At 55.5% G+C, this 13,445-nt stretch carries 11 protein-coding genes and 1 pseudogene; 11 read left to right on the forward strand and 1 reads right to left on the reverse strand.

The features are described 5' to 3' along the window. Positions 1 to 103: 103 nt before the first annotated feature. The 11 genes and pseudogenes from D9980_RS10295 (at position 104) to D9980_RS10350 (ending at position 12,315) form a co-directional block, all read left to right on the forward strand. Positions 104 to 1,117, forward strand: a complete 1,014-nt coding sequence (locus tag D9980_RS10295) for an LLM class flavin-dependent oxidoreductase (RefSeq protein WP_121607214.1) — start codon at positions 104 to 106, stop codon at positions 1,115 to 1,117. A gap of 10 nt (positions 1,118 to 1,127) precedes the next feature. Then, positions 1,128 to 2,249 carry an amidohydrolase gene (locus D9980_RS10300; RefSeq protein WP_121607215.1) on the forward strand — a complete coding sequence of 374 codons (1,122 nt, stop codon included), beginning with the start codon at positions 1,128 to 1,130 and terminating at the stop codon, positions 2,247 to 2,249. A 67-nt stretch (positions 2,250 to 2,316) separates the two neighbouring features. Next, positions 2,317 to 4,587, forward strand: a pseudogene (locus D9980_RS26970) (NtaA/DmoA family FMN-dependent monooxygenase). 10 nt (positions 4,588 to 4,597) lie between these two features. After that, on the forward strand, positions 4,598 to 5,107 hold the full coding sequence (locus D9980_RS10315) for a GNAT family N-acetyltransferase (protein ID WP_121607218.1): 510 nt from the start codon (positions 4,598 to 4,600) through the stop codon (positions 5,105 to 5,107). Positions 5,108 to 5,118: 11 nt separating this feature from the next. Next, positions 5,119 to 6,045 carry an amino acid ABC transporter permease gene (locus D9980_RS10320; protein ID WP_121607219.1) on the forward strand — a complete coding sequence of 309 codons (927 nt, stop codon included), beginning with the start codon at positions 5,119 to 5,121 and terminating at the stop codon, positions 6,043 to 6,045. Beyond that, positions 6,029 to 6,808, forward strand: coding sequence for an amino acid ABC transporter ATP-binding protein (locus tag D9980_RS10325; RefSeq protein WP_024530900.1), 780 nt, complete (start codon positions 6,029 to 6,031; stop codon positions 6,806 to 6,808). The genes D9980_RS10320 and D9980_RS10325 overlap by 17 nt, the downstream gene beginning before the upstream one ends. An 8-nt stretch (positions 6,809 to 6,816) precedes the next feature. Next, positions 6,817 to 7,710, forward strand: coding sequence for a transporter substrate-binding domain-containing protein (locus D9980_RS10330; RefSeq protein ID WP_121607220.1), 894 nt, complete (start codon positions 6,817 to 6,819; stop codon positions 7,708 to 7,710). 116 nt (positions 7,711 to 7,826) lie between these two features. After that, positions 7,827 to 8,807, forward strand: coding sequence for a GlxA family transcriptional regulator (locus D9980_RS10335; protein WP_121607221.1), 981 nt, complete (start codon positions 7,827 to 7,829; stop codon positions 8,805 to 8,807). Between the two features lie 77 nt (positions 8,808 to 8,884). Next, positions 8,885 to 9,895, forward strand: a complete 1,011-nt coding sequence (gap, locus tag D9980_RS10340; protein WP_121607222.1) for a type I glyceraldehyde-3-phosphate dehydrogenase — start codon at positions 8,885 to 8,887, stop codon at positions 9,893 to 9,895. A 219-nt stretch (positions 9,896 to 10,114) separates the two neighbouring features. Continuing rightward, positions 10,115 to 10,684, forward strand: coding sequence for a lipid IV(A) palmitoyltransferase PagP (pagP, locus tag D9980_RS10345; RefSeq protein ID WP_121607223.1), 570 nt, complete (start codon positions 10,115 to 10,117; stop codon positions 10,682 to 10,684). Positions 10,685 to 10,857: 173 nt separating this feature from the next. Then, complete coding sequence (locus D9980_RS10350; RefSeq protein WP_121607224.1) at positions 10,858 to 12,315, forward strand: AMP nucleosidase; 1,458 nt, start codon at positions 10,858 to 10,860, stop codon at positions 12,313 to 12,315. A gap of 30 nt (positions 12,316 to 12,345) precedes the next feature. On the opposite strand, the gene nac is transcribed toward D9980_RS10350, so the two are convergent. After that, positions 12,346 to 13,269, reverse strand: a complete 924-nt coding sequence (gene nac, locus D9980_RS10355) for a nitrogen assimilation transcriptional regulator NAC (protein ID WP_121607225.1) — start codon at positions 13,267 to 13,269, stop codon at positions 12,346 to 12,348. Between the last annotated feature and the right edge of the window lie 176 nt (positions 13,270 to 13,445).

A 13,445-nucleotide genomic window follows, 5' to 3' on the forward strand; every position in this document is an offset into this window, starting at 1 on the left:
ATGCTTTCCCACTATTTAGCTAACCAAATGTAAATAAATTGTTTCCCCCAACCTACCCAGCGTTCCAATAATAACGTCATGTTAATTGGAACGGGTGCATGACATGTCTTATCGAATAAGCCTGCTTGATAAAAGCCCGGTTGCGGCAACGGAAACCGCGTCTGATGCCTTACAGCGCACGCTGTACTTGGCAAAACAGGCCGAAGCCTGGGGCTATCATCGCTTCTGGATTGCTGAGCACCACAATAGCCCTCACCTCGCCAGCCCTTCACCGGAACTGGTTATTGCCTGGATCCTTGGCCAGACTCGCCATATCCGTGTGGGTTCAGGCGGCGTGATGCTACAGCATTACAGCCCGTATAAGGTGGCTGAAAACTTCAACCTGCTGGCCTCATTGGCACCTGGCCGTATCGATCTTGGCGTAGGCAAGGCCCCTGGCGGGTTGCCATTGGCAACACGGGCACTGCAACAAGGTCTTCATCAGCAAGAGAAAGGCTCGTTTGCCGAGCAGCTTGCGCAGCTTGATAACTGGCTCTCCTTGCCTGCCGCAGACGAAGGTGATGATGCGCTACAAGCCACCCCCATCCCGCCGCATGTTGCAGACCGTTTCCTGCTAGGAGCCAGCAACGAGAGCGCTTTGCTGGCAGCACAACTGGACTGGAACTTCGTTTTCGCGGCTCATCTTAATGGCGATAAATCCCTGATGAGAGAAGTCATTACTACCTGGCGAGACCATAGCCAACGCGACACGCTGGTGGCCGTGCAGGTCATTGTCGCCGCGAGCGAAGCCGAGGCAACTGAGCTGGCGGCTCAGGTGGAGATATGGGGGGTTGAGCTTGAGAATGGTCAGCGAGTGACCGTGGCAAGTGAGGCTCAGGCCCAGGCCTTTGCCCGCCAGGCGGGTAGCCCTGCCCGTCTGATTGAACAGCGTACCCGTTCGCTGATCAAAGGCACCACCGCATCCGTTCATGCGGAGCTTTCCGCCTTGCAGCAGGCGTTTGGAATCGACGAATTCATCATTGATACCCCGATCGCCGAGGGAGCCGCGCGGATCGCTTCATTACGCTTGCTCGCGGAAGGTATTGCGAACTACGCCACCGAAAATGAATCCGTCTAAAGGGTAAAAGATGACATTTGCACAGCAACTCATTGACTGGCGGCGCGAGCTGCATCGCAACCCGGAACTTTCCGGGCAGGAAATAGCCACCACTGCACGGCTGCGCCACTGGCTCGAATCCGCCGGGCTGCGTCTGCTGCCGTATGATCTCGCTACGGGTGTCGTGGCCGAGGTCGGCAAGGGCGAGAAAGTCATCGCTTTACGTGCCGATATTGATGCATTGCCGATTGAAGAAGCCACTGGCGCCCCCTTTAGTTCACGACATAAAGGCGTCATGCATGCTTGCGGACATGATGTTCACAGCAGTGTGATCCTGGGAGCGGCATTGCTGCTGAAAGCACGTGAAACGCAACTGACTGGCCGGGTGCGGTTGCTGTTTCAACCTGCGGAAGAAAACTTCACCGGAGCCAGGATGTTGATACAGGCTGGCGTTCTGCATGGCGTAAGCGCCATTTTTGGCATGCACAATGAACCCGGTCTGCCGGTGGGAACCTTTGCCACCAGAGGAGGCCCCTTTTATGCCAACGTTGATCGCTTCGTGATTGGCGTAAAGGGCAAGGGAGCCCATGCGGCACGCCCACATGAGGGCGTGGATGCGATCGTGCTGGCCAGCCAGCTGGTGACGGCGTTCCAGAACATCACCAGCCGCAACATTGATACGCTGGAATCCGCCATTGTCAGCGTTACCCGTATTCAAGGTGGTAATACCTGGAACGTGTTACCCGAAAAGGTTGAGCTAGAGGGTACGATACGCACGCACTCTGCCGATGTACAGCGCCAGGTTGAAGGGCATATCCGCCAGATCGCAGCCGGGTTGGCTGCCGCTTTCGGTGCAGAGATTGAGGTGACGTGGTTTCCCGGGCCGACCATGCTGATCAACGACGAAAAATGGGCAGCCTTTGCGACCGAAGTTGCCCAGGCAGAAGGCTATAAAACCCAGACCGCCGCCTTGCATATGGGGGGCGAGGATTTTGCCGCCTATCTGCACCAGATCCCCGGGGCGTTTGTCAGCATCGGCAGCGCCAGTGAATACGGCCTGCATCATCCGGCATTTAGCCCTGATGAAGCCATGATTGAAGACGCCGCACGCTATTTTTCGGCGTTGGCCGAAAAAGCACTGCAAGCTATCTGACAGAGTTAATCAATTCCTTGGGAATATATCCCTAGAGATATCCATTGTCTGAAAATGAGGGTTAAACATGTCTTTAAACCGACAACTTCGCTTGGGATCAATATTACACGGCGCATCTGGAAATATGTCCGCATGGCGACACCCGGCAGCACAGGTAGATGCCAGCATTAATTTTGACTTCGTCAAAAACACGGCCATCAAGGCCGAAGAGGGAAAGCTTGATTTCCTGTTTGTGGCTGACGGCTTATATATTAATGAGAAATCCATACCGCACTTTCTGAATCGCTTTGAGCCACTGACGGTATTATCTGCGCTCGCCACTATTACCAGCCGCTTGGGGTTGGTGGGCACCGTATCGACGTCCTACAGTGAACCCTTCACCGTGGCGCGCCAGTTTGCCAGCCTTGATCATCTCAGCAACGGCAGAGCTGGCTGGAACGTGGTGACCTCACCGCTGGAGGGATCGGCGAAGAACTTTTCCCGCGAAAAGCACCCTGAGCATGCATTGCGTTACCGCATCGCCGATGAATATCTGGATGTAGTAAAAGGGCTTTGGGATTCTTGGGAAGAAGATGCCTTTACTCGCGATAAAGCCACCGGCCAATATTTTGATCCCGCCAAATTACATACGCTGGATCATCACGGCGACTTTTTCCAGGTGGCTGGCCCGCTGAATATTAGCCGCACGCCACAAGGTCGACCCATTATATTTCAGGCTGGCGCTTCGGATGATGGGAAGAAATTAGCGGCACACCATGCCGATGCTATTTTCACCCACCATGAAACGCTGGAGGCGGCACAGGAGTTTTATCGTGACGTAAAAAGCCAGCTTGAGCGCTTTGGCCGCCGCCCGGAGGAACTGCATATTTTTCAGGGTGTCAGCCTGATTGTCGGAAAAGATGCCGAGGATGTTGAACGCCAGTATCAGGTGACCGCTGCCCTGGTTTCGATCAAAGACGCACTCAACTACCTTGGCCGTTATTTTGAGCACCACGATTTCAGCCAATACCCGCTGGATGCGCCCTTCCCCGATGTGGGTGAGCTCGGGCAAAACAGCTTTCGCAGCACCACCGATGAAATCAAACGTTATGCCCGCGAACGTGGCCTGACGTTGCGCCAGGTAGCGCTGGAAGCCGCAACTCCTCGCCCACGCTTTCACGGTACGGCACAACAGGTTGCCGATGGTCTGCAACACTGGTTCGACACCTTTGCGGCAGACGGCTTCATTATCCAGGGCGGTACGCCAGATACCTTCCCGCGCTTTGTCGATGAAGTGGTGCCCGTTCTACAAGCGCGCGGTCTTTTCCGTACGGAATACCCAGGCACGACATTGCGTGAAAGTCTGGGTCTGACATTGCCGGCCAACCAGTTCGCACCGCAATAAACCCATAACGATAAAAGAGACAATGCTATGCAGAAAACCCTATTACTCCTGGCGCTGGCGCTTAGCCCTGCCGCCTGGGCACAAAGTGTGACGATTAACGGTACAGGCGTTAGCCTGGAAGCCAACAAAGCGCCGATCATTACCAAGATCAATCCGCAGGCGGTGGCCCAATTGCCGCAGGGTTATCACTTTGCCGTCCCTGGTAAATTCACCGTCGCGGTGTCAGCGCTCAATTCACCGCCGCTGACCGTGTTTGCCGAAGATAACAAAACGCTGTTGGGCAGCGAGGTCGATATCGCCCGCCTGGTAGCGGATAGCCTGGGGCTGGAACTTAACGTCGTTCCGACTTCCTGGGAGGATTGGCCACTTGGCGTTTATTCCGGCAAATATGATGCCGCTATTAGCAATATTACCGTTACCAAGGAGCGCAAAGAGAAATTCGACTTCGCCACTTACCGTAAAGACTCACTCGGGTTTTACGTCAAGTCCGACAGCCCAATCAAGGCCATAGAGAAAGCAGAAGACATTGCCGGGCTGCGCATTATCGTCGGTTCTGGCACCAATCAGGAAGCCATTCTGCTGGCCTGGAACCAGGCAAATCAGCAAAAAGGGCTGAAACCTTTTACCCCGATTTATACCAAAGATGACGCAGCCCAAACGCTGGCACTACAGTCTGGCCGCGCCGACGCCTTCTTTGGCCCGAACGTGACAGGCGCCTGGAAAGCGGCACTCACCGGCAAAACCCGTCTGGCCGATAGCGTGGACGGTGGCTGGCCAAAAGCAGCACATATCGCAGTGACGTTGAAAAAAGACGGTGGCCTGGTCGCACCGGTGCAAACCGCGCTGAATGGCGTTATCAACAATGGGGATTATGAAAAAGTGCTTAACCGCTGGGGTGAAGGCATTGAGCGCCTTTCTGCCTCTGAGATCAACCCGGCTGGATTAGGCGATTAAGGGGGGCCACATGAGTGAAGTATTTCGTGATGTTTCGCCTGAAGCCAAAGAGTTGCAACCGATTATCAACGGGTTATTCGGCGAATATGCCGCCCGCTATGGCGACTATTTCTCCCGCGACGCCGAAGTGGAGCTGGTGCAATGGTATCTGCCGCCGCAGGGGTTATTTCTGGTGCTGGAGCGTGATGGCGACATCATTGCGACCGGTGCTTACAAACCTTTTGACCCGCATACCGCAGAGCTGAAACGCATCTGGACACATCCGGCACTGCGCCAACAGGGCCTGGCAGGCCATGTGGTACGGGAACTGGAGCGTCGCGCATTGCTGGCGGGTTATAGCCGCGTCTATCTCACCACCGGATTTCGCCAGCCGGAAGCCGTGCAGCTTTATCTGGGGCAAGGATACGAACCACAGTTCGACATTCACCGCGACCATGAAGAGTACAGCGTACCGCCCTATGACGGCCGCCTGCGTTTTATCAAAACGCTGACCTTCGCCAGTCAAAGCAATATTGCCTGAGGAGCCCACTGATGAATTCATCTTCCAACATTAAAGTGGTTCCGGCGCGTTATCCGCTACGCACCGCTGGGGCCGTCGTGGCGCTGTTTGTATTGGCGATCGTCATCCAGTCGATCGCCTTCAATCCTCGCTGGGAGTGGGCGGTTTTTGCCCGTTGGTTCTTTGATCCGGTGATCCTCTCGGGGGTAGCGCAGACCTTGCTGCTGACGCTGCTCGGCACCGTACTCAGCCTGATTATTGGTGGTGCGCTCGCGCTGTCCAGGCTATCGTCCTCCTGGCTGTTAAACAGCCTGGCATGGGGCTATATCTGGCTGTTCCGTTCGCTGCCGCTGATCGTGGTGCTGATTATTCTGTATAACTTTTCCTACCTGTACGAACGGCTTTCCATTGGCATTCCCTTTACCGATATTGCTTTCGGCAGCTTTGCCACCATCAACGTACTCGGCCAGTTCTCCACCGCGGTGGTGGGATTAACGCTGGTCCAAAGTGCCTATACGGCAGAGATCATTCGCGGTGGTTTTCTGGGGGTCGATCACGGTCAGTATGAGGCCGCAGCCGCGCTAGGCTTACCCGCCTGGCGGCGTACTCTGCGTATTATTCTACCTCAGGCGCTGCGTACCATTCTGCCTGCCGGTTTCAACGAAATTATCAGCCTCGCCAAAGGCACCGCGATGGTTTACGTCTTAGCCATGCCAGAGCTGTTTTATACCATCCAGATGATTTACAACCGCACCCAGGAAGTGATCCCCCTATTGATGGTGGGTGCCGTCTGGTATCTGGCGATCACCAGCGTGCTATCGCTGCTGCAACACATCGTCGAGCGCTGGCTGGCACGCAGCGAACGCCGCTCCGCCGTTAATCAGGAAGCGGGCAAACAAAGCCCGTCGCATCAGCCAATCCCTTCAGCACCGGAGGCGATCCATGTCCCCATCTCATAACACCCAAGGCCACATCTCCATTACCGGCGTCAGCAAGGTTTTTGGCCGTCATAAGGCGCTGGATAACGTTTCTCTGGAAATTCCACCCGGCTCAGTAACGGTGATCCTCGGGCCGTCCGGCTCAGGAAAGTCGACGCTGCTACGTACCATTAACCATCTGGAGCGCGTTGATGAAGGCTTTATTCAGATTGATGGCGACTACATTGGCTACCGTCTGTCGGGCGACAAGCTTTACGAACTGAAGGAGAAAGAGATCCTGCGTCAGCGCATCAACGTGGGGTATGTGTTTCAGAACTTCAATCTGTTCCCGCACCTCACCGTGCTGGAAAACCTGATTGAAGCCCCTATCGCCCATGGTCACCTGAACCGCCAGGACGCCATTAAGCAAGCGCTTGAACTGCTGGATGTGGTGGGTCTGCGCGATAAAGCCGATTCCTGGCCGCGTCATCTGTCTGGTGGCCAACAGCAACGCATTGCGATTGCACGTGCACTGGCACTGCGCCCGCGCGTCATGCTGTTTGATGAACCCACCTCTGCACTGGACCCAGAACTGGTGGGGGAAGTGCTGGACGTTATCAAGAAGCTTGCCCGCTCCGGTACCACGCTGGTGGTGGTAACACACGAGATTGGTTTTGCCCGGGAGGTCGCCGATCAGGTGGTGTTTATGGTGGATGGCAAGATCGTTGAACAAGGCCACAGCGAGGCGGTGCTCAAACGCCCACAGCACCCACGCACCCGTCAATTCTTATCTAAAGTCCTTTAAGGGAAAAAATGAAATATACATTTCTGGCGCTGGTCTGGTTCAGTTCCGTCGCCTTGGCACAAGGGAATATCGATCTGGCTGCCAATGAGCAGCCGCTCCACGCGGCTAAAAATCCGCAGGCCATCAGTAAAATCCCGGCAGATTATCGCTTCGTAGAGCCAGGGACGCTGACTGTAGCCATCTCCGCACTCAATTCACCGCCGCTGGCGCTGTTGGCCAGCGACAATAAAACGCGCATCGGTAGCGATCCAGACATCGCGCGGCTGCTCGCCGACAGCCTGGGGCTGAAGCTGAAACTGGTGCCAACCGCCTGGGAAGACTGGCCACTAGGGATCACTTCTGGCCGCTATGACGTTGCTTTGGTCAACATTGCCGTTACGGAACAGCGCAAGACCAAATTTGATTTTGCCACTTATCGCGCTGACTCACTGGCGTTCTCGGTAAAGTCGGCCAGCGAAATTCAATCCATCAGTAAGCCCGCGGATGTGGCAGGGCTGCGGGTGATTGTCGGTTCAGGCACCAACCAAGAGAGAATTCTGCTGGGCTGGAATGAGCAAAATCAGCGTGAGGGCTTGAAACCCGCACAGCCGATCTATCTGACCGATGACGCATCCGGCAATCTTTATATTCAGTCCGGGCGGGCAGATGTCATGTTCGGCCCGCAGTCGGTAGCCGCCTACAAAGCGGCACTGACGGGCCAAACCCGCGTGGTAGGGCTGGGGCCGAAGAAAGCCTATGTAGCCACCACCACCAAAAAGGGCAACGGACTGGTTTATGCTCTGCAGGCTGTGCTAGACGCGGCGATCGTACAGGGCCAGTATCAACAGGTGCTGGCGCGCTGGGGTGAGCAAGGGGAAGGCGTTGCGGCATCTGAGGTCAATCCGCAGGGGATCTCCTACTAAGCTAAGCGGGCGCCGCAGGCGGCGCCCCTATAAATTAGCATTACCACGTTGTCCATCCCCCTCCTCCAGCCCAACCCCGCACTTGACTTATTTTGTCTAATTTGTATTTTAAGGACATGCACACTTTTTTTATTATCGTCCCCGAAGGGGGCATGTTATTCGAGCCTACGGGCATTGCCGATATCCTGATGCAAGCCAACCGTTTGAGGCCGACGGATGCCGCGCATCCACCGTATCAGGTGTCGATTGCCACGACCCAGACGCACCGCGTGATCCATGGGGGCTCGGGGCTAAATCTGCTGGCCGATCACCGTCTCACTGACCTCGATCCCACACTATCGCGTGACACCATTATGATCACCGGCAGAGGTATGAGCGCTGAGGAAAGCGATATCGTCGTCAATTGGCTGCGTCAGGCTGCGCCGTATGCACGGCGGATCGTATCGATTTGCGGCGGTGCGTGGCTATTGGCTCAGGCCGGTCTGCTTGATGGGCGCCGTGCCACCACGCACTGGCGGTTACTTGAAGCGATGCAAGCTCAATTCCCCAGTGTCCACGTCGAGAAAGGCCCGATTTATCTTCAGGACGGCAATATCTGGACCTCCGCTGGCGTCAGTTCTGGCTTCGACCTCACGCTGGCTTTAGTGGAAGACGATCACAGCTTCACGTTAGCCCGCGATGTCGCCCAAGACTTGGTGATGTTCCTGCGCCGCCCCGGAGGACAATCTCAGTTCAGCCGTTTTCTGCTCAGCCAAGCCAGCTCGCCTGGCCCAATCCGTGACCTGCAAACGTGGATACTGCAAAATCTGTCCGGCGATTTATCCGTTGAAAGGCTGGCGGAGCACGTGGCCATGAGCCCAAGGAATTTTACCCGCGTTTTCACCCGTGAAACCGGGGTCAGTCCCGCCAAGTATGTGGAAGAAGTCCGCCTCGACGTAGCACGGCAACACCTGGAACAAAGCTCGGATAAGCTCGAACAAATCGCCACCGCCACGGGTTTTGGCAACAGCCTCAACCTGCGTCGCGTGTTTGAAAGAAATTTACAACTCACACCCTCAGATTATCGGGAGCGTTTTCACGCTCGCACTATGTCCTAAATTGATTGTTATTTGTCATTTACGCCAAACCACCCACGCACTATTTTGAAACCAGATAACTCACCTAGGAGCACATCATGGTCAAAGTAGGCATTAATGGGTTTGGTCGCATTGGCAGAAACGTACTGCGCGCCGCGCTGGGTCGCAATGACTTTCAGGTGGTGGCAATCAATGACCTGACCGACAGCAAAACCCTGGCTCACCTTCTGAAATACGACTCGCTGCAAGGCACATTGGCCGCCAGTGTTGAAGCCTCTGAAGGGCAGTTGCTGGTAGATGGCCAAACCATCCACGTCTTCTCCGAACGCGATCCAGGCGCAATTGCGTGGAGCAGCGTGGGGGTTGATCTAGTTATTGAAGCCACCGGATTCTTCACCGACAAAGCCAAAGCCGAAGTGCACATCACCAAAGGCGGCGCAAAACGGGTGATTTTATCTGCACCCGGTAAAGACGATGACATCACGGTGGTGATGGGCGTCAACCATGAGAAATACGATCCTACCTTGCATAAAGTGGTCAGCAACGGCAGCTGTACAACTAACGGTTTAGCACCGGCAGCGCAGGTTCTGCACCAAAGCTTCGGTATTGAACATGGTTTGATGAACACCACCCATGCCTATACCAACAGCCAGGCCCTGCACGATCAACCGGAAAAAGATCTGCGCGGCGCCCGTGCCGCTGCGCTTTCTATCGTGCCTTATTCTAGCGGTGCGGCTAAAGCACTCGGTAAAGTGATCCCGGAATTGGACGGACGCCTGACCGGCTATTCACTGCGCGTGCCAGTGCCTGTGGTATCTATTGTTGATCTGACCGTCACGCTCAAACGTGATGTAACGGTAGAAGAAGTGAACGCGGCATTTCGCAAAGCGGCAACCTCAGGACCGCTGCAAGATATCTTGGGCTACAGCGATGAACCTTTGGTATCGAGCGACTATCAGGGTGACCCACGCTCATCAATCATCGACGGGCTGTCTACGCTGGTCATTGGCGGTAATCTGGTCAAGATCCTCGCCTGGTATGACAACGAATGGGCTTTCTCTAACCGTCTGGTTGATCTGGCGGTTTTGATGGACCAACGCGGTTTGTAATTTCTCTAAGCGGGCGCTCTGTGCAGCGCCCTAAGTTGTGAGCCCCCTCTCCATACCCTCCACAAGCCAACCAATGAATTTTTGCGATTATCAGAAAAGCGCCAGCCATCGGCTAGACTCTAACTTATCAGTGCAGTACTGCTGGTGCGATACCTATAAAGAGAAAAATTGCGTCGTAAACAGAATAATATGGGTCATTACTCATCAAAGGAGCACGCTATGCGGATGTTTCTTGCAGTGGTCTGGACGGGGCTGTTGTTGCTAACCACGCCAACTCGTGCAGCAGAACCGGAACCCAGCGCCGGGCGGGTCTCGGGTTGGTGGAACTCTTTAACCAGCGGTGTCGCACAAACCTGGGAGGACCCGCAATACCACGATCTTTATCTGCCGTTTATCAGTTGGCACGCCCGTTTTATGTACGACGAGACGGATCATTACAATGAGATGCCGTGGGGCGGTGGCTTTGGGATTTCCCGCTATAACGAAGAAGGCGACTGGAGTGCCCTGTACGCTATGATGTTTAAAGACTCCCACAATGAGTGGCAGCCGATTGTCGGCTATGGCTGGGAAAAGGGCTGGTATCTGGATCAGAACCAAGATTTCCGCCTTGGGTTTGGTGTGACGGCGGGGATCACCGCACGTGAAGATTTCGGCAACTACATTCCATTACCGATCATTCTGCCGCTGTTCTCCGCTGGCTATAAGCAGGCGACCGTTCAGTTCACCTATATCCCTGGTACCTACAACAACGGCAACGTGCTGTTTGCCTGGTTACGCTTTAGTTTTTAGTTCGGAGCCATCATATGGGGTTCAGTTCAATGCTGCACCCCTACGTCATGAGCCGATTGAGGTTTTGTCAGCAATAACAATCCTTGAGCCTTATCGCTAGTCCAGCAGCAGATAGATGCATTCGGTCAACGCTTTACGCTATGCTGAGGTATCGCAAGAACCGAGGAAAAACAATGAATACCCCTGAAAAAAAGTCGCTGACTGCCCTGCAAGCCCTCGACCAACTCGAAGTACTGTACGACGCATCGGTCAACGCCTTACGCGCTGCCATCAAACAATTTATCGCGGATGGCACCCTGCCAGAGGCGCAGGCCCGTGCCTCGGGGCTGTTTTCCTACCCGGAACTGCGCGTGCGCTGGGATGGTGAGCACCCAGACCATCCAAGAACCCGCGCCTTTGGCCGTTTTACCCGGCCCGGCAGCTACACCACCACCATCACCCGACCGCAGCTGTTCCGCTCTTATCTTGCCGAACAGCTAGCAATGCTGACCAGTGAATATGCCGCCGTAATCGAAGTGGTTCCCTCTCAACAGGAGATCCCCTTCCCTTATGTGATCGACGGCTCCGATCTGGCCTTGGACCGAACCATGAGTGCCGGGCTTACCAAGCATTTCCCCACCACCGAACTGGCGCAGATTGGCGATGAAAATGCAGACGGGCTGTCTCCTTTTGCCAACCATTTTCCACTTTCCCATTTTGACGCGCTGCGGACCGATTTCTCACTGGCCCGCCTGCGGCACTACACCGGCACGCCGGTGGAACATTTTCAGCACTTTGTGTTGTTTACCAACTACACGCGCTATGTCGATGAATTTGTCCGCTGGGCGTGTAGCCAGATCGCCGATCCGGCCAGCCCCTATATCGCGCTTTCTTGCGCCGGTGGGAACTTTGTGACGGCAGAAACGCCAAATCCAGAGCAGACGGTGTCCGATCTGGCCTGGAAGAACCATCAGATGCCCGCCTATCACCTGATCGCCAACGATGGCCAGGGGATCACGCTGGTCAATATCGGTGTCGGCCCTTCCAACGCCAAAACCATCTGCGATCACCTGGCAGTGCTGCGGCCCCATGCCTGGCTGATGATTGGCCACTGCGGCGGCCTGCGGGAAAGCCAGTCAATTGGCGATTACGTGTTGGCCCATGCCTACCTGCGTGACGATCATGTATTAGACTCGGTGCTACCGCCTGATATCCCAATCCCAAGCATCGCGGAAGTTCAGCGCGCGCTGTATGACGCCACCAAAACGGTAAGCGGTATGCCGGGAGAAGCGGTAAAACAGCGGTTACGCACCGGCACTGTGGTCACCACCGACGATCGCAACTGGGAGCTGCGCTATTCGGCTTCCGCTCTGCGCTTTAACCTCAGCCGCGCTGTCGCCGTCGATATGGAAAGTGCCACCATCGCGGCGCAGGGTTATCGCTTCCGGGTGCCTTATGGCACGCTGCTGTGCGTGTCTGATAAACCGCTACACGGCGAGATTAAACTGCCAGGCCAGGCCAACCGTTTCTACGAAGGCGCGATTTCAGAGCACTTGCAGATTGGCATCTGTGCCATCGATCTGCTGCGGGCTGAGGGTGAACACCTGCATTCACGCAAACTGCGCACCTTCAACGAGCCACCTTTCCGCTAATCCAAAGGCTGGGCGCCGCATACGGCGCCCCTACAGCGCCAAAGCCAGCACTCGCGTCGGCTGATGATGGCTGGCGGTAATTTCCAGCAGGATCTCCCTCACCGCTCCCGCCGCCGCAGTGAGCGGCTTTTGGCCGCAAATCACTAACGCCAGCGGTACCGAAAGCGCCGGAGCATTGAGGCGGATCATCCAGGCCTTGGCCGGGCCGATCGTCGCCCTGGCAAGCGACTCAGGCAGGATCGTCGCCCCCATTCCGCTAGCGATAGCGGCGCAAAGCATGCTGTGTGATTCGATCTCACCAATCACATTCGGCGTGAGTTGGCGCAGCGCCATAGCCTCATAAACCAGGTCGCGCACCACATCCCCCTCACGTGGCAAGAACAGATTAAACCGGCTCACCGCCGATAAGTCGATGCTGTTGCCCGGATGAGGGATGCTTCTTGCCGCGACCAGATACAAATCTTCTTTCGCCAACGCCGTGACACTCAGGTTCGGTGGCATGTTCTGCCCATACATCACCGCCATATCCAGAGCCTGCGTCGCCACCTGTTGGCTCAACGTATTGCCGATATTTTCATTCAGGCTCAGCAAAATCCCAGGATGCCGATCGCGTACCGCTTGCAACAGCGGCAGCGCCAACTGCGAGGCCGCACTGCCTTGCACCAGGCCGACGGCCACCTGCCCAGCTAGCGTTTCCCCACTGCTGATCACCGCTTGCTGGGCCTGCTCGCACTGTTGAAGAATGGTTTGCGCATGCGCATAAAGAATATTGCCGGCCTCCGTGGGCATCACTCCGCGTTTAGTTCGGATCAGCAATTGCTGTTTCAGTTCCCCTTCCAGGGTGGCAACTTGCTGGCTCAGCGCAGGCTGCGCAATATGCAACACCTCCGCCGCCTGAGTCAGGCTGCCGATATCGACGATCTTTACGAAATACTTCAAGCGTCTGAAATTCATCGTGGCTCCTAGCTGCGGTTAACTGCATTCAATATCAACTACTGCAACCACAGCTACAGCAAGAAACGGGCCAGGCAGAACAAGCGGTGTATTATCAGCCTAAGTGATTAAAAAATAATGAAAGGTAACGATAAGGCGGGATTGGATAAAGAGGTAAAACCGGGTTCTGCACCACG

It is taken from the genome of Serratia sp. 3ACOL1 (assembly GCF_003668775.1).
Classification (GTDB): domain Bacteria; phylum Pseudomonadota; class Gammaproteobacteria; order Enterobacterales; family Enterobacteriaceae; genus Chania; species Chania fonticola.

What these genes read in the sequence shown, in the direction of transcription:
- D9980_RS10295 (WP_121607214.1), top strand. Translation starts at nt 104, where the DNA reads ATGTCTTATCGAATAAGCCTGCTTGATAAAAGCCCGGTTGCGGCAACG.
- D9980_RS10300 (WP_121607215.1), top strand. Translation starts at nt 1,128, where the DNA reads ATGACATTTGCACAGCAACTCATTGACTGGCGGCGCGAGCTGCATCGC.
- D9980_RS10315 (WP_121607218.1), top strand. Translation starts at nt 4,598, where the DNA reads ATGAGTGAAGTATTTCGTGATGTTTCGCCTGAAGCCAAAGAGTTGCAA.
- D9980_RS10320 (WP_121607219.1), top strand. Translation starts at nt 5,119, where the DNA reads ATGAATTCATCTTCCAACATTAAAGTGGTTCCGGCGCGTTATCCGCTA.
- D9980_RS10325 (WP_024530900.1), top strand. Translation starts at nt 6,029, where the DNA reads ATGTCCCCATCTCATAACACCCAAGGCCACATCTCCATTACCGGCGTC.
- D9980_RS10330 (WP_121607220.1), top strand. Translation starts at nt 6,817, where the DNA reads ATGAAATATACATTTCTGGCGCTGGTCTGGTTCAGTTCCGTCGCCTTG.
- D9980_RS10335 (WP_121607221.1), top strand. Translation starts at nt 7,827, where the DNA reads ATGCACACTTTTTTTATTATCGTCCCCGAAGGGGGCATGTTATTCGAG.
- gap (WP_121607222.1), top strand. Translation starts at nt 8,885, where the DNA reads ATGGTCAAAGTAGGCATTAATGGGTTTGGTCGCATTGGCAGAAACGTA.
- pagP (WP_121607223.1), top strand. Translation starts at nt 10,115, where the DNA reads ATGCGGATGTTTCTTGCAGTGGTCTGGACGGGGCTGTTGTTGCTAACC.
- D9980_RS10350 (WP_121607224.1), top strand. Translation starts at nt 10,858, where the DNA reads ATGAATACCCCTGAAAAAAAGTCGCTGACTGCCCTGCAAGCCCTCGAC.
- nac (WP_121607225.1), bottom strand. Translation starts at nt 13,269, where the DNA reads ATGAATTTCAGACGCTTGAAGTATTTCGTAAAGATCGTCGATATCGGC.